The following is a 19700-nucleotide window of genomic DNA, read 5'->3' on the forward strand; positions in this document are numbered from 1 at the left end:
TCTCACCTAAAGGGAGGGGGCATCCAAAGGCAGGGAGCATCGCCGGTGAAAGAGTGTCATTTTGAATGCACTAGGCTAGAGAATCCCTATGCCATTGTTCTCGATCCTGTGCCCGGTCTACCGCCCGCCCGCGCTTCTTCCTTTCGCGGTCGACAGCGTTCTCTCCCAGACCCTAACGGACTGGGAGCTGTTTATTGTGTGTGATGGAGCGCCGCCGGAAACGGTTGCCGCAGCGGAAAGTTATTCCGCCCAAGATCCGCGGATTAAGGTGCGGGCCTTCCCGAAAGGCGAGCGCAATGGGGAGGCGCATCGTCATACCGTCCTACAGGAGGCCGAAGGCACATACGTCGCGCAGATCGGCGACGACGATATATGGCTGCCGACCCATCTTGCCGCGATGTCCAGCCTGCTCGCGGAGGTCGAGTTCGGGCATTTTCTCGAAATGCGCATCCTGCCGGGTCTCGTCCCCAATATGGTGATGGCGTCGCTCGAGGAGGGAGAGGCGCAGCGCATTCTCGAAACCTCAAAATGTCTCTTCGGTCCGACCGTTACGGGCTACAGGATGGAGACCTACCGAAGGCTTCCGGAGGGCTGGTCCCCGGCGCCTCAGGGCATCGCCTCCGATGCATTCATGTGGAAAAAGTTTCTTCGCCTTCCAGACATAACGATCCGTACGTGCAATGAAGTTCACGCGCTGAAGGTGCCGGACTATTTCCGCTCACATATGTCCATCGCTCAGCGCAGACGCGAACATGAGCGCCTTGCGCTGCTGGCCGCCGACGTCAAAGCCCGTGAAAGTTTGGTAGATTTTGCGTTCAAGAACCTGAAGCAAAGAAAGACCAAAGCATGAAGGTCACGCCGCTCGATATTCCAGATGTGGTTCTGTTCACGCCCGAACGGTTCGCTGACAATCGCGGGTTCTTCGCCGAAAGCTTTCGCCTCGACATATTCCAGAAGGCGTCGGGAACGGACATTGTTTTCGTCCAGGACAATCATCTGTTTTCGCGTGAAGCCAAGACGATACGCGGATTTCATTATCAGGGGCCGCCGAAAGCGCAGGGCAAGCTGGTACGCGTGCTGCAGGGCGCGATTATCGACTTTGCGCTCGATGTCCGCGCCAACTCGCCGACCTATGGCAAATTCGTCGAGGCGGTTCTGTCCGCCGAGAACGGATGTCAGCTCTGGCTGCCGGCGGGATTTGCGCATGGCTTTATGACGCTCGAGCCGAACACGCATGTGCTGAACAAAGTGTCGGATTATTACTGGCCGGCAAGCGATGGCGTTGTGGCGTGGGACGATCCGGATGTCGGCGCGCCGTGGCCGCTCGATGGCGCGGAGCCCATATTGTCCGACAAGGACAGGCGCGGAACGAAGCTCAAGGACCTCGTCTCGCCGTTCCGCTGATCAGCCCTTTTTCAGCTTCTCCGCGACGGTCGCCGCGTAATAGGTGATGACGGCATCGGCGCCGGCGCGCTTGAAGGCGGTCAGGCTTTCCATCATCGCGCGGTCATGGTCGATCCAGCCGTTCTGGGCGGCGGCCTCGATCATCGCGTATTCGCCCGACACCTGATAGGCGATCGTCGGACGCTGGAACGCTTCCTTCACGCGCCACAGCACGTCGAGATAGGGCATGCCGGGCTTCACGATCAGCATGTCGGCGCCTTCGGCGAGATCGAGCCCGGCTTCGAGCAGCGCCTCGTCGGTGTTCGACGGGTCCATCTGATAAGTGCGCTTGTCGCCGACGAGCACGGCATTGGTGCCGATGGCGTCGCGGAACGGGCCGTAAAAGGCCGAGGCATATTTCGCGGCATAGGCCACGATCTGCACATCTGTCCGCCCTGCAGCATCGAGCGCCTTGCGGATCGCGCCGACGCGGCCGTCCATCATGTCGGAGGGCGCGACCATATCGGCGCCGGCCTGGGCATGCAGCAGCGCCTGGCGGACGAGAACATCGACCGTGGCGTCGTTGATGACTTCCGCGCCGTCGAGCAGGCCGTCATGGCCGTGGCTCGTATAGGGATCGAGCGCGACATCCGACATCAGCCCGATTTCCGGCACGGCGCGCTTGATCGCGCGCAGCGCCCGGCAGACGAGGTTTTCGGGGTTCTGGGCTTCCGAGCCGCGCGCATCGCGCAGCATCGGATCGGTATAGGGAAAGAGCGCGATCGCCGGCACGCCGAGGCTTGCGGCGCGTTCGGCTTCGCCGACCGCTTCATCGACCGACAGGCGCTCGACGCCGGGCATCGCGCCGATGGGTTCGCGGTGGCGCTCGCCCTCGATCAGGAAGAGCGGCCAGATGAGATCGGAGGCCGTGACATGGTTCTCGCGCACCAGGCGGCGCGACCATTCGGCCTTGCGGTTGCGGCGCGGCCGCTGGGCAAGATCGGGCGTTGCCGTGCGCGTCCGGGGCGCGGCTTCGGCGTTGGGATCGTTGGGCTTTGGAAAGCGGCCGACGGTGTCGTGCATGATACCCTTGGCTAGCATATTGGAGCCCTTCCAGACAGCCCGGCTTTGCCGCACCCGGGTTGCCTCCAGCCTGCCTGGTCTTGGTTACCCATCTGCGTTGACGGGGCCGGATGCCGCCCCTAAGCCTCATCTATGCTTCATCTCCTGCGCCCCAAGCCGCCAATGCCCGTCACCGGCGAAGACCGCCCCGTTACCGACTGGACGCAGAACCTTGTCCTTTTCTTTAGGGTCCTGGCCCTGTTTCAGATCGCCAAGGGCCTGGTCCATTGGGGACTTTTGATCCATCCGGGCGACGGGCCGATCACCGCCGAATATCTGACCGGCAATATCTACTTTGCTGTTCTGGACCCGGTGGCCGGGGTCGGCCTGTGGCTGACGTCTTCCTGGGGCGCGGTCATCTGGTTACTAGCGGCCGTCAGTCAGATCGCCATCAGCATCGGCTTCCCGGAAATATTCGGCGAGATGTGGCCGCTGATCGGCTTCGAGTTCGCTGCAATTATCGGGTATATATTCTTGACCTGGAAGGTCGCAAAAGTAGCAGACGAATAGATTTCGTCAGTTGTTCATCTTCCAGTACTGAGTCTAGTCGCTGCCGAGTAGCGTTTACCAGTTATTCAGTACAAGAAATAAATACAAATTTAGCCTTGGCTTTTAAGCGCATTTTTATCCGTGACCCCTAGATTTCGTTCAAACACCGGCAAAGACCGTAAAGGCGTGCCGTGAAATCAGAGGGTGAGGCGTAACGATGTCGAAAACTGCTCACGCATTTGCGGGAAGCGAAGCCACGGCGAAGGCCGAGGACGTCCGCCCGCTTTATCTGGAGGCCCTGACGCTGGTGGAGCGGCTGCATCGCCGCCTGCTCGACGTCATCAAGGACGAGTTCGATCGCCGCGGACGCGCCGATGTGAACAGCGTCCAGGCTCTTCTGCTCTACAATATCGGCGACGCCGAACTGACGGCCGGTGAGCTGCGCACGCGCGGTTACTACCTGGGTTCGAACGTTTCCTACAATCTCAAGAAGCTGGTTGAAGCCGGCTTCCTCCATCACCAGCGTTCGCGCATGGACCGCCGGTCGGTGCGCATCAGCCTGACGGAGAAGGGCCGCGAGGTCCACGAGATCGTCGATCAGCTTTACGCCAAGCACGTGAAGTCGATCGAACAGGTCGGCGGCATCAATTCCGGCGACTTCCAGGTGATCAACAAGGCGCTCGTCCGCCTTGAGCGCTTCTGGACCGACCAGATCCGCTATCGCCTGTAATTAAATTCTGAAATCCCTCCGCAGGGATGTTTGAGAGAAGCCGGAAGGGCGCGTCGGGAAGGACGCGCCCTTTTGGTTTTTAAACGAGCCCGCCATTGGCGCGGATGGTCTGGCCGTTGATCCAGCCGCCATCCGTGCTGACAAGGAAGGAGACGGCGGCGGCGATATCGTCCGGCGTGCCGAGCCGCTCCATGGGTGAGGCTTTCGCGAGACGCTCGATCAGCTCCTGAGATTTGCCGTCGAGGAACAGATCGGTCGCGGTCGGCCCGGGGGCGATGGCGTTGACGGTGATGTTCTTGCCGCGCAGCTCTTTCGAGAAGATCGCCGTCATGGTTTCGACGGCGGCTTTCGTTGCGGCATAGACGCCGTAATTCTCAAGCTTTGTGCCGACAACGCTGGTCGAGAAATTGACCACGCGGCCGCCGGAGCGGATACGCGTTGCCGCTTCCCGCAGCGCATTGAACGTGCCCTTTACATTGATCGCAAAATGGCTGTCGAACAGCTCATCCGTCGAATCCTTGATCGAAGCGGGCTTGAAGATGCCGGCATTGTTGACGAGGACATCGACGCCGCCGAATTCCTTTTCCGCGACATCGAACATCGCCTTCACCGCTTTCGGATCGGCGACGTCGCCTTTCGCAAGTGCGGCTTTGCCGCCGGCGGATTCGATCCTCGATTTCGTCTCTTCGGCAGCCGCGGTGTTGCCGGCATAGTTGATGACGACGGCAAAGCCTTCGCGGGCAAGGCGCTCGGCGATGGCGGCGCCGATGCCGCGCGAGGCGCCGGTGACGATGGCGGTTTTCGAAGTGGTCATGGATGAATTCCTGCGAATGCTGGTGCCGGAAACATGGGGTGGCGGCACTCTAAAGAAAGGTGCGGGCGCCCTGGCGGCGCCCGCAATCGATTCAAATCAGAACGCGCTTACCGTCGGACGGACAACGATCTCATTGACGTCCACGCCCTCGGGCTGTTCGACCGCATAAGCGATGGCGCGGGCGATCGCGTCCGGTGTCAGCGAGTTCTTGCGCCATTCGGTCAGGGCCTGCTGCGTCTCGGCGCCGGGAATATCATGGCCGAGTTCGGTCGCGACAACGCCGGGCGAGATGACGGTCACGCGGATATCCGAGTTTTCCTGGCGAAGCCCTTCGGAGATGGCCCAGACCGCATATTTCGTGGCGCTGTAGACCGCGCAGGTCGGATACACATTATGCGCGGCGATGGACGCGACATTGATGACCTGGCCTTTGCCGGCGGCTTTCATGCCGGGCAGGACGGCGGCGATGCCGTGCAGCACGCCGCGGATATTGACGTCGATCATCCGGTTCCAGTCGTCCACCTTCAAATCCGTCATGACCGAGAGCGGCATGACACCGGCATTGTTGACGATGACATCGACGCCGCCGAATTCCTTCTTTGCAAAATCGGCGAAGGCCTGCGTGTCCTCAAAGCTCGTGACATCGAGCGCGCGGAAGCGGGCGGAGCCGCCCTTCGCATTGATATCGGCGGCGAGCTTTTCGAGACGGTCGGTGCGGCGTGCGCCGAGAACGACATTGGCACCGCGCTCAGCGAGTTCGAGAGAGGCGGCTTCGCCGATGCCGCTCGAGGCGCCGGTGATGAGGATGGTTTTTCCCTTTAGGCTGGACATTGGCTTTCTCCTGTTCGGCCCGGCGCTGTTTGCGTCCGGCATGAGGAGAAACTGGTGCATGCGGGCCTAAAGACGGTAGAGCAGGACTCCCGGCAAATTGCACAAAACTACGAAGTTTCGGATCATCGGGCAGGGGCTTGCACGATCCTCTCCGGCGCTTGCCTAAAGCTCTTTGCGCTTCGAGAAGCGCCTTCCATCTAGCAATTCCAGCACTATAGTGAGGGCTCGATTAAGGAGACGCGTTGTGGATACGCATATCGAGCTGGCAAAGATGGTTGAACAATATTCCAGCGCCGAGGGGATGCACCCAACGGCGATCCCGCGCCTTCACCTCATCCGCTCCTCGACGGTGACCGAGCCGCTGCATGCGCTGCATGTGCCGGCGGTCTGCCTGATCGCCCAGGGGCGCAAGCAGGTGATGCTTGGCCCGCAGCTCTTCGAATACGACCCGGCGAAATATCTCGTTGTCGCCGTCGACGCGCCGATCGTGGCGCATGTCACGCAAGCGTCCGCCGACAAGCCTTATCTCTGCGTCCGGCTCGATCTCGATCCGACCTTGCTCGGCCAGCTGATGCTGGAGGCGGGCACTGGCGCGGCCCCGAATGCCTCCGTCAGCCAGAGTCTTCAGCTCTCGACGGTGACGCCTGAACTCGTCGACGCTTTCGTGCGTCTTGTGAAACTGCTCGGCCAGCCGAAGGACATTCCGGTTCTCGCGCCTCTGGCTGAACGCGAAATCCTCTACCGGCTTCTTCTCGGAGAGCAGGGCGAGCGGCTGAAACAGATAGCGGTCGCCGAAAGCAAAGTGCAGCAGGTCAACCGCGCCATCGGCTGGATCAAGAAGAACTACCGCGAACCGTTTTCCATCGAGTCCGTTGCGGCGGAAGCGCGAATGAGCGCCTCGGCACTGCACGCGCATTTCAAGGCGGTGACGGCGATGAGCCCGCTGCAATATCAGAAACAGCTTCGCCTTCAGGAAGCGCGGCGTCTTCTCTTGATCAATGCTGCGGATGCGGCGACGGCGGGGCACCGCGTCGGCTATGACAGCCCGTCTCAGTTCTCGCGCGAATATGCGCGCACCTTTGGGCTTCCGCCGGTGCGCGACATCGCGCGCATGAAGAGCATGCCGCCGGAACTTCTGGGCCTGAACTGACGCTCAGAGTTTTTCGGGAATATCGCTGCCGGTGATGATGCGCGGATCGGCGGCGCCTTCGGTGCGCAGGCGCCGGCCATGGCGCTCGCGGACGCGATCGAGCAGGCGGCGCATTTCGCGCGCATTGCCGAAATGCCGGTCGCGCGTCTCGTGCAGCGTTTTGACCGTTTTGGTCAGCGCTTCCATGCCGCTCTCGTCGAGCACCCAGCCTGTCTTACCGGCGAACTGCTGGAAGACCTTTATGAGATCCTCGGTGTTGTAATCCGGAAATTCGACGATGCGGCCGATGCGCGAGCGCAGGCCCGAATTCGAATCCAGGAATTCATGCATTTCGTCGGAATAACCGGCGAGGATGACGACAAGACGCTGGCGGTTGTCTTCCATCGCCTTGACGAGAAGATTGACGGCATCGCCGCCGAAATCGCGCGGACTCTCTTTCTTGAAGAGCGCGTGCGCTTCGTCGATGAACAGAACGCCGTCGATCGCGCTGGCGACCTTGGCTTTGAGGTTCTCTTCCGTCTTGCCGATATAAGAGCCGACGAGTGAGCCGCGGTCGACTTCGACGAAGGCGTCGCTGCGCAGAAAACCCATCTGGCGGAACATCGCGCCGCACAGACGCGCAACGGTTGTCTTGCCGGTGCCGGGATTACCCAGGAACGCCATATGCAGCGTCGGCATTTCCTCGACCGTGCCGCCGGCGCGCGTGATCTCGGCAATTGAATAGGCGGCGTCGTAGAGCGCGGTGAGATCGGCCTTCACACTGTCGAGGCCGACCAGCGTCTGCAGCTGCGCGAAGATTTCGTCGAAGGTCGGCGGCGGCGCGGGCGCACGGATCGGCAGCGCTGCTTCCGCCGGCGGCGGATCGGGATAGGCCTTCAGCGCAGCCATGCGCTGATCCTCCGGCGTGCGGCCGGACGGATCCTTCCAGATTTCGTCCCCGTCTGCGATCCAGTAGCGGTTATCCGCCGGGGGGACGTCGGTCGAAAGCCAAGTCTTCAAAACAAAACCCTCTGGCGGGCTGTATAGCCCCCCCGACACGAACAGGCCAAGAGGCTGGAAGGGCTTGGGTCCGGACCCCTCGGGACGCCCCATTTACCTCTTGTTCCCGCTGTGTATGCACCCCCTCCGGACGGAAATTATGGCGGCTCGCTCAAACCGCGTGGCGATGCACAGGTGAGAAAAATATTTTTGGAGAAAAATCGCGGCGCCCCGAATCGCTCGCGCGGTTCGCTAGCATGCTCAATTCTCAGCGAATCTTTGCGCTGGCGCCTCACGGAGCCCACCGCGAAGACAAATTTGCTGCGCCGCGCTTAGAAGAGCGCTGTTGAACTTCGTTCAAAATCCTTCAAAACTGTTGAGAAGTATCTGGGGGCGCCAGCCGGCTGCCGCGCGACAGTTTGAGGGTCCGCGGCGTTGAGGAGTTGGTCGGCGCAGGGGGGTAGTGCGTTGGACGACCAGGTCTTAACGGGTGCGGACCTATACCGGCTATACGTTCCGCATATTCTCGATCTAGCCATGCTGCCGGAAGACCGGCCGTGCTCGGCTGCGGAGCTGAACCGTCTGGCGCTCAACGTGCCGACGGCGGAATATTTTCTGTCCATGGTGCGGCTCGAAGCCGAAGATTGCCATGTCCTCGGCGAGCAGCCGCTGCGCGAGCATCTCGAACAGAGCTACATCACGCCTTTGCAGGAAGGGCGGCGCTTCGTGCCGATCCCGCGCCTCATCCCGAAATCGCTGCTTGAGAAGCTGAGCGATTGGGAAGACTGGGCCTGGCTCAAGGATTTCTGCAGCGAAGGCAGCCTCGTTCCGTATCTGCTCTTCCTCAACAAGCCGGTGATGAAGAACGGCGAGACGCATTTCACCTGCACGCTTCGTTTCGGCTTTGACGCGGATTACGTGCCATGACCGAAGGCGCGTGGCACGCATTCCGCGAAGCGGGCAAGAGCAAGGTTCTCTCCAACACGGCCGTCGCCGAACTCGAACGGCCGGCGGTGAGCCAGTCGATCGGCACGGCGCCGCCGCTGCAGGGCCCGGAACCCGACGGTGAAGACGCGCCGGTCTACGCGACCGAGGTCGATGCATCGGTGGACGATGCCGAAATCTCGCCCGACATCGCGCCCTGGACGCCGCTCGCGCCCGAAATCCTGCACAGGAAGCTGAACTCCTCGAAGCTGCGCGGCATCGGCCACTGGTCGGTGCTGGCCATTGTCCCGGTCGCGGCGGCGGCGAGCCTTCTGGCGGTGCGCGCCGGGGTGAACCCTTATGCGCTGTGCCTTGAATGGTGGGACGTTCTGTTCGGCTCGATCTTCCTGACGGCCTGCCTGGCTTTCCTCGTTCTCGCCGTCTGGAAACCGGCCATGGGCCGTTGGCATCCGGGCGCTCCGGCGCTGGGCGTGGCTCTGATGGTCCTGCCGCTCTGGGCCGGGATGAACGCGGCCGTTGGCTCCGGCTGCCGGGTCGAGAGGCCGGTCATGCCGGCCGCAAACGAGCTCGTTCCGCCTTTGCCGCCGGTCATCATGGTGTCCTCGCTGGTCCTAGCCGATGTGCCCATGCCGGTGCCGAGACCCCCGGAACTGCACTACAAATCCCCGCTGAAAGGGGTTGATCAGGCTTTCAAAAAGTCGGTTCAGCTGCAGCCCCCGCCGCCGGGAATGTAACAGTTCGGCCACAGCGTCCAGACCGGTTGAAAACGGAGGCCATTGCGACACGCTTTGGCCCCAAAGTGCTGGCTTTTCCTGATGTCACGAAGCCGCGAGTCGCCCGAAGGGTCCGGGCTACGGTCGTTGTCCATTAACCGGGTGCGTGTTACGCGGAACTCCGCTGGCACGGGGCATTCGCGTCAGGGGATTTTTGTCGAGATGAGGGTATCGGGGATTTTCGCGTTCGCCTGCGCTGCGGCATCGCTCGCAGCAGGCTCCGCCTTTGCGCAGCAGGTCGCGCAGGTCGAGTGGCAGCAGCGCTTCGACAGCGCGCCGGCCGGCCAAACCATGCCGAAAAGCTCGGTGCCGATCCTCTCGAAGCAGACACTCGATGCGAGCCAGTACGCGCTTCAGCAATATCAGCAGATCGAAGCCCAGGGTGGCTGGCCGGCCATTCCGGAAGGCCCGGTGCTCAAACTCGGGACGCGCCATCAGGATGTGCCGGTGCTGCGCCGCCGTCTTGAGATCTCGGGCGATCTGCCGGCCAATCTCGGCACCTCGGATGTGTTCGACAGCTATGTCGATGCGGCGGTGAAGCGCTTCCAGGCGCGCCACGGCCTGATCGTCAACGGCGCGGTCGGTCCCGACAGCCGCAAGGCGATGAACATTCCGGCGAGCGTGCGCCGCCATCAGATCGAAACCAGCATGCAGCGTCTGGCGACGCTGACGAAAAAGCTCGACCGCCGCTTCGTCACCGTCAATCTGCCCGGCGCACAGGTCGAAGCGGTCACCGACGGCGTCGTCGAACTGCGCCACACCGCGGTCGTCGGCAAGATCGACCGCGCGTCTCCGCAGCTTGCGGTGAAAATCCAGGAAGTGAACTTCAATCCGTATTGGACGGTGCCGACATCGATCATCCGCAAGGATCTGATCCCGAAGATGCAGAAAGAGCCGGACTATCTGACGAAGAACCACATCCGCATCTTCACGCAGCGCGGCGATGAGCTTCTTCCCGAGCAGGTAAACTGGCAGTCGGACGAGGCGATGGATTACCGCTTCACGCAGGATCCGGGCGATCTCAATTCCATGGGCTCGATGCGTCTGAACATGCCGAACAAAGACGGCGTGTACATGCATGACACACCCTCGAAGGGCCTGTTCGGCGAAAACGCGCGCTTCCATTCTTCGGGCTGCGTGCGCGTGCAGAACATCCGCGAACTCGCCACGTGGCTTCTGGCGGAAACGCCGGGCTGGGAGCGTGCGCAGATCGACGAGGCCATCAAGTCGGGCGGGCGCATCGACGCCAAGATCAAGCAGCCGGTTCCGGTGCACTGGGTCTACATCACGGCCTGGGCCGATCAGGACGGCGTCGTCCAGTTCCGCGACGACATTTACAATCTCGACGGCGTTGGTGAAGTCGCCTCCCTTCAGTGATCCGAACGAGCCGGACCTCGGCGAGGTCTATCTCGAAATGACCTCGATCGGCGGGGCCCTGAAGGTATCCGCCATTCATGTCGCAACGGGCGTCGAAGTCTCGAGCATGGCGCCGGCCAATGCCGCCCGCGCCGATCTGCAGCGCCTGATGCTCGGTAAATTACGCGCCCGCCTGAAGCGCGAAGGGCGGATTTGAATAGAGAAAAGGCGCCGCAACGATGCGGCGCCTTTTTTCTTTGTCTTACGTTTCTCAGAGAATGCCGGCGAGAATGGCCATGCCGGACAGCGCCCCCGCAGCACCCGCGACGCGGACGAGAACGTCGCTCTGCTGCGCGCTGATCGTGGCGAGAACGAAGCTTCCGGCAATTCCGCTCACATGCAGGATCGCCGTCGCCAGCATAAAGCCCAGACCGTAGAAAAGGCCGCTCGCATCCGCCGGCATTTCCGCGCCATGCGCATGGCCGTGGAACATCGCGAACAAGCCGACAAGGGCCGAGACGGCTGCGACCGGCGCCTTGACGCCGAACGCCACCGCCGCGCCGAAGACGATGATCGACAGCGCAATGCCGGTTTCGACGAAGGGCATGTGGATGCCGGCAATGCCGAGCGCGCCGCCCGCGGCCATCAGAAGGACGAAGCTCGCAGGGACGGCATAGAGCGCGCGGCCGCCGAGCTGGAAGGCGAGAAGGCCGACAAGAACCATCGCCAGAATATGGTCGAGGCCCGAGACCGGATGCGCAAAGCCGTGGAAGACGCCGGACGCGTGGCCGGCTCCGGTATGGGCGAAAGCCATCGACGGAAAGAGCGCGGCCATGGCGATGGCGGCGTGCAGAGATCTGATCTTCATGCGTGGTTCCCCGACCCTTGAGAGGCAAAAAGCGTCAATTCCAATGCAAGAAGCGTGACACGGATTGAGGCACACTGAAAAGACGGGCCTCAGTTTTCTCATCGTCGTTCTCGCCGATTGGGCGGCGAATTTCCGAAGGACGATAACGGCTTGAGGGAGTGCGGGTGGGCCGCGATACCGGCGGTTCACCCGTTTTACCTTAGAGCGCATCTAAAATACTGATATTGCAGGCTAATTACTTTTGCCGTAAGCGCAGATGACGGGCAGGCGTCGTGCCGCCCGGTGTGAGCGTCATGGCCGAACCCGCAGACATCGCGGCTTTGTATCTGTCGGAGAGCGCGCGGCTGCGCCGCAAAGTGGCGCGCATGGTCGGCGATCAGGCGACGGCCGCCGATCTCGTTCACGACATTTTCCTCAGGCTGTGGCGTAGAGCCGAGCCGCTCGATGGCAATGATGCGGCGTATCTGACGCGCAGCGCCCGCAATGCCGCGATCGATCATCTGCGCGCCGAGCGCATCCGCTCAGATTTCGTCAAGGGCACGGTGCCCGAACAGCATTACGCCGGCCTGCCGTCGCCGCATGCGGTGCTCGAAGCGCGCGAGGGCCTCACCCAGGTCGATACCGCGATCCGCGGGCTGCCCGAGCGCACGCGCCATATCTTCCTGCTCAATCGCGTGCATGGCAGCTCATATCCGGACATCGCCGCCGCCATGGGCATCTCGCCAAGTGCCGTTGAAAAGCACATGGCCCGTGCGCTCTCAGCCCTCCGCAGGGCCGTGGAAGAAAGCTGACCCTGAGGGATCGCCGGTCTCATACGTGAGCATGGTAGGCACCTCCGTGCCGCTGAAACGGCATCCTCAAGGCTTCCCGAAAGCTCCATGACCGAAGACCTCTTTTCACGCGATCCGGACGAAGCGGCTTTGGCCTGGTTCACAAGGCTGCGCGGTAAGCCGACATCGGCCGACCACGCGGGCTTTGAGCGCTGGCTCAATGCAAGCCCGGCCCATGCCGCAGCCTTCCGGCGCACCGAGGCATTGTGGGCGTCATCGGGCGATGCGGGCCTGCGCGTTGCGGCGGAAGAAGAGCCGAAGCTCACCGCCTATCTCGACAGCATGGACAGAACGCGCCGCAAGCGCGCGCTGCGCCAGACCGGTGCGGCCCTGATCGCGGCGTTTGCTATTTTCTCCGGCACGATGTGGCTCGAGCGGCCGCATCTCTTTCAGGATCTGATGGCCGATCATGTGACGGCGCGCGGCGAGCGGCGGAGTGTTGTGCTTGCCGACGGCTCGACCGTTCTGCTCGATGCCGACACCGCAATCGATGAGGATTTTTCATCGTCCGAGCGGCGCGTGCGCCTGCATCGCGGCACGGCCTTCTTCTCCGTCGCCAAAACCGGAACGCCCTTCATCGTCGAAACCGATGGCGGCGAAGTGCGCGTTCTTGGAACACAGTTCGATGTACGTATGACCGGCGGCGGGTCAACGGTCACGCTCGCCGAAGGCAAAGTGCAGGTCGATGCCGGTCCGCATCATGCGGGGCTGAAACCGGGCGAGCAGATCAGGCTTGAAGGCGGCGGTTTGAGCGATGTGACGCCTGCCGATCTCGATGCGGCTCTCGCCTGGCGCGAAGGGCGTTTCGTCTTCAGCGAAGCGCGTCTGGCCGATGTCGTTGCCGAAATCGGCCGCTATCGCGGCGGGCGCATCGTGATTGCCGATGAGAAGCTCGCGGACTGGATCGTCTCCGGCTCGCTGCCGCTCGACGATCCGGACGAGGCGCTGAAATCTCTGCAATCTTCGGTCGGGTTCTCCATGCGTACAATCGCCGGGCGTCTTGTTGTTTTGAATTGATCGAATTTGATCACGCAGAAAATTCGCCACCAATGATGAGGGAGGCGTTATTCAGCCCGTGAATCCTGATGAAAGCCCGAGCGAAAGCGCGGGCAGGGGATCAGGGTTGGGGTTGTGTTATGCGTGTGTACGCGTTGCGTTTCGGTGCGGTGCTGTGGGCGTCGACCATGTTGTCCGGTTCTTTTGTTGTCTCCGCGCACGCTCAAAATTCGGCTGAGCAGCACTATCAGTTCAGCATTTCATCGCAGCGGGTCTCTCAATCGCTGAACGCGATCGGCCGCACGACAGGCCTCTCCGTCGTCGTCAACGGCAAGCTTCCGAGCGTCAGTGCGCAGCCTGTCTCCGGACATCTCACGGCGCGGCAGGCGATCTCGGCGGCGCTCGCCGGCACGGGCCTCACCTACAGCTTCACCAACGGCAATACGGTGACGGTGTTCAACCCGAATGCCGGCGCGCAGAACGGCGCTTACAACGACGGCGGATCGGTCCAGCTTGAGACGATCAATGTGTCGGGCGCCACCGGCAATGCGGCGGACGTGCCGTATCAGACGCCTGGATCGGTCGGCCATATTTCCGAAGAGCAGATCCAGCGCTTTCGCGGCACGTCTCCGGGCGACATCTTCAAGAATGCGCCGGGAGTGCTTGTCGGCGAGAACCGCAATAGCGGCGCCGTCGATGTCAATATTCGTGGCATGCAGGGGGTAGGTCGCGTTCCCGTCACAGTCGACGGCGCCCTCAACACGACGACCGTCTATCGCGGCTATCAGGGTGTTTCCAGCCGTACATTCATCGATCCCGATTTCATCGGCGGAGTCGATATCACCAAAGGTCCGAGCTTCGGCGCCGGCGGCGCGGGTGCGATCGGCGGCACTGTCGCTATGCGCACCGTCAATGCCGACGACATCCTGCTCGACGGCAAGTCTATCGGTGCGAAGGTGAGGGCCGGATTCGGCACCAACACGACTGAACCGGAGTTCGGCCGGCGCCAGCAGATGGAAGGAGGCCCCGGCGCTTACGCAAGCTGGGATATCGAGCGACCGGACTGGTTCGAACCGACCTCGGGTTTCGGCAGCGCTATTGTTGCCGGCAAGAGCGAGAACGCGGAATTGGTCGCCGGCTGGTCGCACCGGGCATCCGGCAATTATCACGCGGGCGAGAACGGCGATTCGGTCGCGAAGGCCACCGGCGCTACGACGGTCATCAACGGAACGACCTATCCGAATTCCTATTCGGCGCCCGGTCTGACGCCCTTCCTTGGCGGAGAAGAGGTGCTCAACACGTCCCAGGATACGACGTCGATCCTTCTGAAAGGCACGGTGCGCGGCGGCGACGGACATGCGCTCGAAATCGGCTTCAACCATTCCGACAGCGAATTCGGCGAGAATTATCCCGCGGGCCTCACATCGGTCGGTGGCGGCACTCCCATCCGTCAGGGCATCCTGTCGGAATCCGATCTCAAATCCTATACCGCGCGCTATCGCTGGGATCCTTCGGATACCGATGCGGTGGATGTGCGCTGGAATGCGTTCCACACCTCGCTCGTCGAATACAGCAAAGGGAGCGCAAGCGGCCTGCAAGGCGTCGGTAAATGGGTTGATATGTACGGTACGGACATTTCGAACACATCGATTTTCGATACGGCGTTCGGCGCGCTGTCGGTTGAGGCGGGCGGGTCTTATCTTAGCGAAGCAACAGGGCCGGAGCCGGATTCGGCGTGGGTCATACCGCCGCCGCGCGAGGGAGAACGTTGGGAAGCCAGCGCCTTCAGCCAGGTGAAATGGACGGCGACCGACTGGCTGATGCTCGACGGCGGGCTGCGCTATCAGCGCTACCGTACCGAAGACAAGATCTCGATCGACCCCAGCTTTGTCCCTGCCGACCCGCGCGAGGGCGACGCCCTCGGCTATTCGCTCGGCGCGACGGTGACGCCGTTCGAGGGCGTGCAGCTTTTCGGCAGTTACAAGGACGCCTCGCGCCTGCCTTCACTTCTGGAATCGGCCCGCGGCTTTCTTTTGACGGTCGATCCCGATCTCGGTCCGGAAACGGCTCACAATTGGGAATTCGGCGTCAATCTCCTGAAGGACGACCTAGCTGCGGACGGCGATCGCACCGCGGTCAAGTTCGCATTCTTCGACAACACCATCGACGACTATATCAGCCGCCGCTGGACCGGCGCGTTTCTGATCCTTGAGAACATTCATCAGGCGCATTTTCAGGGCCTTGAGCTCTCCGGCCGTCACGAGACGAATTTCGGTCTGACGGCGGAACTCGCAGGTACATATTACACCGATGTCACGCTGTGCCGTACCGCCGACACCTGCATCAACTCCTCGCTCGCGTCCGATTACGGAACGAACTACGTGCCGCCGGAATATCAGGTCAGCCTGACCCTGACGCAGAAGCTGTTCGACGATGCGCTGACATTTGGCGGACGCGTATCCTATACCGGACCGCGTGCCGCGGGCGCCGAGAAGCCGGCTTCGGGCGGCGCGCCGCTCATCGCGATGATCGACTGGGACCCCTACACGCTCGTCGACCTCTTCGCCGAATACAAGGTGAGTGAGAACGCCGCGTTCGATCTCAGCATCGAGAACCTCGGCGACATCTATTACGTCGAGCCCTTGAGTCTCGCGCTGGTACCGGCGCCCGGCCGGACGATCCGGGCCGGGTTCACCTCAAGGTTCTAGATTTCGGCTTCGGATTTGGGGTGCGAGGTGCCGGACCGGCAGCGGAAGGACGGCTAGTATCCCCCTTTGCCCGGTCCTACCGGATATGGTAATTCCCACGGCTTATGTGCCGGCCGGGGTAAACGCCACCGGCGGCAGGGAGTTTTTCGTTCATGTCCGCGACCAATCCAGGCGCCCAGGGGCGCAGCAACGGCTTTTTCTCGTCTTCCCTGCAGGAGGCCGATCCGGAAATCTTTGACGCCGTCAAGAAGGAGCTCGGCCGCCAGCGCGATGAAATCGAGCTGATCGCCTCCGAAAACATCGTCTCGCAGGCGGTGCTGGAAGCTCAGGGCTCGGTCCTGACCAACAAATATGCCGAGGGCTATCCGGGCCGCCGCTATTATGGCGGCTGCCAGTATGTGGACGTCGTCGAGCAGGTCGCGATCGAGCGCGCCAAGCGCCTCTTCAACGCCAAGTTCGCAAACGTGCAGCCCCATTCGGGCGCGCAGGCGAACCAGGCGGTGTTCATGGCGCTGATGCAGCCGGGCGATACCTTCCTCGGCCTCAACCTCGCCGCGGGCGGCCATCTCACCCATGGCTCGCCGGTCACCGTCTCGGGGAAATGGTTCAAGCCGGTGCCCTATAGCGTCACGCGCGACACCCACCTCATCGATTACGATGAGGTCGAAAAGCTGGCGCATGAGCACAAGCCGAAGGTCATCATCGCCGGCGGCTCGGCCTATGCGCGCACGCCGGATTTCAAGCGCTTCCGTGAAATCTGCGATGCGGTCGGCGCGAAGTTCTTTGTCGACATGGCGCATTTCGCCGGCCTCGTTGCGGGCGGCCAGCATCCGAACCCGGTCGATTATGCGGACGTCGTTTCGACGACGACGCACAAGACGCTGCGCGGTCCGCGCGGCGGCATGATCCTGACAAATGACGAGGAACTGGCGAAGAAGATCAATTCGGCGGTGTTCCCCGGCCAGCAGGGCGGTCCCTTGATGCATGTGATCGCGGCGAAGGCCGTCGCGCTCGGTGAAGCGCTGCGTCCGGATTTCAAGATCTACGCAAAGAACGTCATCGAGAACGCCAAGGCGCTTGCGGCCAATCTCAAGGGCCATGGCTTCGACATCATCTCGGGCGGCACGGATACTCACCTCGTCCTCGTCGATCTGCGTCCGAAGAAGCTGACGGGCAAGGTCTCGGAGATCGCGCTCGGCCGTGCGCATCTGACGACCAACAAGAACGGCATTCCCTACGATCCGGAAAAGCCGATGGTGACGTCCGGCATCCGCCTCGGCACACCCGCGGGCACGACGCGCCGCTTCGGCGTCAAGGAGTTCCAGGAAGTCGGCGATATGATCACCGAAGTGCTCAACGTGCTGTCGCAGAAGGGCGTCGAAGAGGATAGCCTCACCGAAGCCGCGGTGCGTGAGAAGGTGAAAACACTTTTGCAGCGTTTCCCGATCTATGATCGGCAGTAAGCCCTAAACATCCGTCAGGGGGGCGGTATGCGCTGTCCATATTGCAGCAGCCTCGACACTCAGGTGAAGGACTCGCGTCCCACCGAGGACGAGACCGCAATCCGCCGCCGCCGTGTCTGTGCGGCCTGCGGCCGTAGATTCACGACCTTCGAGCGCGTGCAGTTGCGCGAGCTCGGCGTTATCAAGAGCACCGGCCGCCGGGTGCCGTTCGACCGCGAGAAGCTCGAACGCTCGATCGATATCGCAACGCGCAAGCGCGACGTGAAGCCGGAGCAGGTCGAGGAGCTTGTCTCGCGCATCGTCCGCCGGCTCGAAAGCCTTGGCGAAAGCGAAGTGCCGAGCAAGGTCATCGGCGAATATGTGATGGAAGAGCTGAAAGCGCTCGACAGCGTCGCCTATGTCCGCTTCGCTTCGGTCTATCGCAATTTCAGCGAAACGCGCGATTTCGAGAAGGCCATCGCCGAGCTTGCCGGTGAAGCGCCCACGACGCGGCAATGACAATCGCGACGGCCGCGCATAATCCGGTCGAGGCCGGATCGGACGACGACGCGCGGTATATGCTCGCCGCACTCCGCCTCGGCGAGCGGGAACTCGGCCGCACCTGGCCCAATCCTTCCGTCGGCGCGATCCTTGTGAAAGACGGCATTGTCGTCGGCCGCGGCTGGACAAAGACCGGCGGCCGCCCGCACGCCGAAACGGTGGCGATTCAGGAAGCGGGCGATCAGGCGCGCGGCGCAACGCTCTATGTCAGCCTCGAGCCGTGTTCGCATCAGGGCCGCACGCCGCCCTGCGCCAATGCCATCATCGCTGCCGGCATCTCCCGCGTTGTCTCGGCCATGGAAGATCCGAACCCGCTCGTTGCCGGGCAGGGGCATAAGAGACTGCGCGATGCCGGTATCGAAGTCGTCGAGAATGTGCTGCGCGATGAGGCCGTGCGCGTGCATGCCGGCCACATCTCCCGCATCGCCCGCAAGCGCCCTTATGTCACCCTGAAGCTCGCTTTGTCCTCGAACGGCAAAGCGGGGCTTTCCGGCCGCCGTCCGGCGCCGATCACCGGCGAGAAGGCGCGCGACCTTGTTCATCTGATGCGCTCGCGCACCGATGCGATCGCGGCGGGCATCGGCACCGTCGTCGCTGACGATCCTTTGCTGACCTGCCGCCTGCCGGGCATGGAAGACCGCTCGCCCCTCAGGGTCATTTTCGACTCGAGCCTGCGCCTGCCGCTGGCCTCGCACATCGTCACCACCGCCCGCGAAGTGCCGGTCTGGGTCATCGCCGAACAGGGCGCGAGCCCGGACAATGAGCGCTCGCTCGCCCCCCACGGCATCGAGGTCATCCGCGCGCCGCTGACCGAGGAGGGGGGCGATCTCATCGTCGCGCTCCACATCCTGTCCGAACGGGGGATCGGCCGGCTGATGGTCGAGGGTGGGCCCGCGGTCGCCGCCCAGTTTCTAAAAAAAGACCTTATAGATCAGGCGGTTATATTTCAGAGTCCCGATCCTTTGCCGGATGATGGCATAGAGGGTCTTCCGGCCCCCCATCAGAAGCTTTTTCCTGAGGCGGGCCTTAACCTTCGCAGCAGGCACGATGCGGGCGGGGACACGATGTTCCTATATGAACGGGACTGATGTTTACGGGTATCGTTTCAGAGATCGGCGAAATCGTCTCCACCGAGCCGGACGGCGCGGTGGTGCGGCTGGTCGTGGCATCCGCCTATGACCCGGAAGGGATCGATCTCGGCGCCTCCATCGCCTGTTCGGGCGTCTGCCTCACCGTCACCGGCGTCGAGATCGGCGCCGACGGGCGCACGCTGACGGGCTTCGATCTCGGTCCGGAAACGCTTGCCGTCACCACGGCGAAAGACTGGCGCGAGGGCACGCGGCTCAATCTCGAACGGGCGCTGCGTGTCGGCGATGAACTCGGCGGCCATATCGTGCTCGGCCATGTCGATGGCGTTGCCGAGATCACGGCGCGCGAGGATGCCGGCGAGGCGGTGACGTTCCGCTTTGCGGCGCCGGCGGCGCTTGCGAAGTTCATCGCGGTGAAAGGTTCGGTCTGTATCGACGGCACCTCGCTCACCGTGAACCATGTCAAAGGCAATGCGTTCGACGTGACGCTCATTCCGCACACGCTCGCCGTCACGGCCTGGGGCGAGCGCAAAAAGGGCGATCGCGTCAATCTCGAAGTCGATCAATTGGCGCGCTATGCGGCGCGCCTTGCAGAGGCGGGCGACGGGGCTTAATCCCTCTCGCCCAGGAGTAAAA

Annotated in this window: 21 protein-coding genes; 16 read left to right on the top strand and 5 right to left on the bottom strand. The window is 62.4% G+C overall.

What is annotated here, in order from left to right; genetic code table 11:
* Positions 1–94 precede the first annotated feature (94 nt).
* Together IZ6_RS06730 and rfbC are read left to right on the top strand one after the other, a co-directional pair.
* Entirely contained in the window at positions 95–850 is a 756-nt protein-coding gene (locus IZ6_RS06730; RefSeq protein WP_222877228.1) for a glycosyltransferase family 2 protein, read from the top strand.
* Entirely contained in the window at positions 847–1404 is a 558-nt protein-coding gene (gene rfbC, locus IZ6_RS06735; protein WP_222877229.1) for a dTDP-4-dehydrorhamnose 3,5-epimerase, read from the top strand. Before IZ6_RS06730 ends, rfbC begins: the two co-directional genes overlap by 4 nt.
* Here the strand turns inward: rfbC and hemB are convergent, their stop codons facing one another.
* Positions 1405–2466 (bottom strand): porphobilinogen synthase, encoded by a 1062-nt coding sequence (gene hemB, locus IZ6_RS06740; protein WP_222877230.1) that lies wholly within the window; start codon positions 2464–2466, stop codon positions 1405–1407.
* Positions 2467–2598: 132 nt separating this feature from the next.
* Here hemB and IZ6_RS06745 point away from each other — a divergent pair, with 132 nt between their 5' ends.
* On the top strand, positions 2599–3015 hold the full coding sequence (locus IZ6_RS06745; protein WP_222877231.1) for a DUF6163 family protein: 417 nt from the start codon (positions 2599–2601) through the stop codon (positions 3013–3015).
* Between the two features lie 196 nt (positions 3016–3211).
* Positions 3212–3724, top strand: a complete 513-nt coding sequence (gene ldtR, locus IZ6_RS06750; RefSeq protein WP_222877232.1) for a transcriptional regulator LdtR — start codon at positions 3212–3214, stop codon at positions 3722–3724.
* Between the two features lie 79 nt (positions 3725–3803).
* On the opposite strand, the gene IZ6_RS06755 is transcribed toward ldtR, so the two are convergent.
* The gene (locus tag IZ6_RS06755) at positions 3804–4538 is read right to left on the bottom strand and encodes an SDR family oxidoreductase (RefSeq protein WP_222877233.1); all 735 of its coding nucleotides are present in this window, start codon (positions 4536–4538) and stop codon (positions 3804–3806) included.
* Between the two features lie 96 nt (positions 4539–4634).
* Positions 4635–5369 carry an SDR family oxidoreductase gene (locus IZ6_RS06760; protein ID WP_222877234.1) on the bottom strand — a complete coding sequence of 245 codons (735 nt, stop codon included), beginning with the start codon at positions 5367–5369 and terminating at the stop codon, positions 4635–4637.
* Positions 5370–5613: 244 nt separating this feature from the next.
* On the opposite strand from IZ6_RS06760, the gene IZ6_RS06765 reads away from it, so the two are divergent.
* Positions 5614–6519, top strand: a complete 906-nt coding sequence (locus IZ6_RS06765) for an AraC family transcriptional regulator (RefSeq protein ID WP_225874030.1) — start codon at positions 5614–5616, stop codon at positions 6517–6519.
* A 3-nt stretch (positions 6520–6522) separates the two neighbouring features.
* Here the strand turns inward: IZ6_RS06765 and IZ6_RS06770 are convergent, their stop codons facing one another.
* Complete coding sequence (locus IZ6_RS06770; protein WP_222877235.1) at positions 6523–7518, bottom strand: AAA family ATPase; 996 nt, start codon at positions 7516–7518, stop codon at positions 6523–6525.
* 447 nt (positions 7519–7965) lie between these two features.
* Between IZ6_RS06770 and IZ6_RS06775 the strand changes: the two genes are divergently transcribed.
* The 4 genes from IZ6_RS06775 to IZ6_RS06790 all read left to right on the top strand — a co-directional run bounded on the left by IZ6_RS06775 (position 7966) and on the right by IZ6_RS06790 (position 10788).
* On the top strand, positions 7966–8424 hold the full coding sequence (locus IZ6_RS06775) for a hypothetical protein (protein WP_222877236.1): 459 nt from the start codon (positions 7966–7968) through the stop codon (positions 8422–8424).
* Positions 8421–9176, top strand: coding sequence for a hypothetical protein (locus IZ6_RS06780; protein ID WP_222877237.1), 756 nt, complete (start codon positions 8421–8423; stop codon positions 9174–9176). The genes IZ6_RS06775 and IZ6_RS06780 overlap by 4 nt, the downstream gene beginning before the upstream one ends.
* Before the next feature lie 201 nt (positions 9177–9377).
* Positions 9378–10592: a L,D-transpeptidase family protein gene (locus IZ6_RS06785; RefSeq protein WP_222877238.1), complete on the top strand. Its 1215-nt coding sequence runs from the start codon at positions 9378–9380 to the stop codon at positions 10590–10592.
* Entirely contained in the window at positions 10570–10788 is a 219-nt protein-coding gene (locus tag IZ6_RS06790) for a DUF6898 family protein (RefSeq protein WP_222877669.1), read from the top strand. The genes IZ6_RS06785 and IZ6_RS06790 overlap by 23 nt, the downstream gene beginning before the upstream one ends.
* A 54-nt stretch (positions 10789–10842) precedes the next feature.
* On the opposite strand, the gene IZ6_RS06795 is transcribed toward IZ6_RS06790, so the two are convergent.
* Complete coding sequence (locus tag IZ6_RS06795; protein ID WP_222877239.1) at positions 10843–11439, bottom strand: HupE/UreJ family protein; 597 nt, start codon at positions 11437–11439, stop codon at positions 10843–10845.
* Positions 11440–11732: 293 nt separating this feature from the next.
* Between IZ6_RS06795 and IZ6_RS06800 the strand changes: the two genes are divergently transcribed.
* The 7 genes from IZ6_RS06800 to IZ6_RS06830 all read left to right on the top strand — a co-directional run bounded on the left by IZ6_RS06800 (position 11733) and on the right by IZ6_RS06830 (position 19678).
* Complete coding sequence (locus IZ6_RS06800; protein WP_222877240.1) at positions 11733–12230, top strand: RNA polymerase sigma factor; 498 nt, start codon at positions 11733–11735, stop codon at positions 12228–12230.
* Positions 12231–12317: 87 nt separating this feature from the next.
* Positions 12318–13286, top strand: coding sequence for a FecR family protein (locus tag IZ6_RS06805; RefSeq protein ID WP_222877241.1), 969 nt, complete (start codon positions 12318–12320; stop codon positions 13284–13286).
* Positions 13287–13405: 119 nt separating this feature from the next.
* Positions 13406–15973 (top strand): TonB-dependent receptor, encoded by a 2568-nt coding sequence (locus IZ6_RS06810; protein WP_222877242.1) that lies wholly within the window; start codon positions 13406–13408, stop codon positions 15971–15973.
* A 152-nt stretch (positions 15974–16125) separates the two neighbouring features.
* Entirely contained in the window at positions 16126–17436 is a 1311-nt protein-coding gene (gene glyA, locus IZ6_RS06815; protein ID WP_222877243.1) for a serine hydroxymethyltransferase, read from the top strand.
* A gap of 27 nt (positions 17437–17463) precedes the next feature.
* Positions 17464–17934 (top strand): transcriptional regulator NrdR, encoded by a 471-nt coding sequence (nrdR, locus tag IZ6_RS06820; protein ID WP_222877244.1) that lies wholly within the window; start codon positions 17464–17466, stop codon positions 17932–17934.
* On the top strand, positions 17931–19064 hold the full coding sequence (gene ribD, locus IZ6_RS06825; protein WP_222877245.1) for a bifunctional diaminohydroxyphosphoribosylaminopyrimidine deaminase/5-amino-6-(5-phosphoribosylamino)uracil reductase RibD: 1134 nt from the start codon (positions 17931–17933) through the stop codon (positions 19062–19064). Before nrdR ends, ribD begins: the two co-directional genes overlap by 4 nt.
* Positions 19064–19678 carry a riboflavin synthase gene (locus tag IZ6_RS06830; RefSeq protein WP_222877246.1) on the top strand — a complete coding sequence of 205 codons (615 nt, stop codon included), beginning with the start codon at positions 19064–19066 and terminating at the stop codon, positions 19676–19678. The genes ribD and IZ6_RS06830 overlap by 1 nt, the downstream gene beginning before the upstream one ends.
* Positions 19679–19700 lie beyond the last annotated feature (22 nt).

It is taken from the genome of Terrihabitans soli (assembly GCF_014191545.1).
Lineage (GTDB): Bacteria > Pseudomonadota > Alphaproteobacteria > Rhizobiales > Methylopilaceae > Flaviflagellibacter > Flaviflagellibacter soli.

Bases quoted from the DNA above. Each gene is read 5' to 3' on its own strand.
- IZ6_RS06830 (WP_222877246.1), top strand. From the start codon at position 19,064: ATGTTTACGGGTATCGTTTCAGAGATCGGCGAAATCGTCTCCACCGAG.
- nrdR (WP_222877244.1), top strand. From the start codon at position 17,464: ATGCGCTGTCCATATTGCAGCAGCCTCGACACTCAGGTGAAGGACTCG.
- rfbC (WP_222877229.1), top strand. From the start codon at position 847: ATGAAGGTCACGCCGCTCGATATTCCAGATGTGGTTCTGTTCACGCCC.
- IZ6_RS06785 (WP_222877238.1), top strand. From the start codon at position 9,378: ATGAGGGTATCGGGGATTTTCGCGTTCGCCTGCGCTGCGGCATCGCTC.
- glyA (WP_222877243.1), top strand. From the start codon at position 16,126: ATGTCCGCGACCAATCCAGGCGCCCAGGGGCGCAGCAACGGCTTTTTC.
- IZ6_RS06800 (WP_222877240.1), top strand. From the start codon at position 11,733: ATGGCCGAACCCGCAGACATCGCGGCTTTGTATCTGTCGGAGAGCGCG.
- IZ6_RS06755 (WP_222877233.1), bottom strand. From the start codon at position 4,538: ATGACCACTTCGAAAACCGCCATCGTCACCGGCGCCTCGCGCGGCATC.
- ldtR (WP_222877232.1), top strand. From the start codon at position 3,212: ATGTCGAAAACTGCTCACGCATTTGCGGGAAGCGAAGCCACGGCGAAG.
- IZ6_RS06795 (WP_222877239.1), bottom strand. From the start codon at position 11,439: ATGAAGATCAGATCTCTGCACGCCGCCATCGCCATGGCCGCGCTCTTT.
- IZ6_RS06760 (WP_222877234.1), bottom strand. From the start codon at position 5,369: ATGTCCAGCCTAAAGGGAAAAACCATCCTCATCACCGGCGCCTCGAGC.
- ribD (WP_222877245.1), top strand. From the start codon at position 17,931: ATGACAATCGCGACGGCCGCGCATAATCCGGTCGAGGCCGGATCGGAC.
- hemB (WP_222877230.1), bottom strand. From the start codon at position 2,466: ATGCACGACACCGTCGGCCGCTTTCCAAAGCCCAACGATCCCAACGCC.
- IZ6_RS06805 (WP_222877241.1), top strand. From the start codon at position 12,318: ATGACCGAAGACCTCTTTTCACGCGATCCGGACGAAGCGGCTTTGGCC.
- IZ6_RS06810 (WP_222877242.1), top strand. From the start codon at position 13,406: ATGCGTGTGTACGCGTTGCGTTTCGGTGCGGTGCTGTGGGCGTCGACC.
- IZ6_RS06780 (WP_222877237.1), top strand. From the start codon at position 8,421: ATGACCGAAGGCGCGTGGCACGCATTCCGCGAAGCGGGCAAGAGCAAG.
- IZ6_RS06745 (WP_222877231.1), top strand. From the start codon at position 2,599: ATGCTTCATCTCCTGCGCCCCAAGCCGCCAATGCCCGTCACCGGCGAA.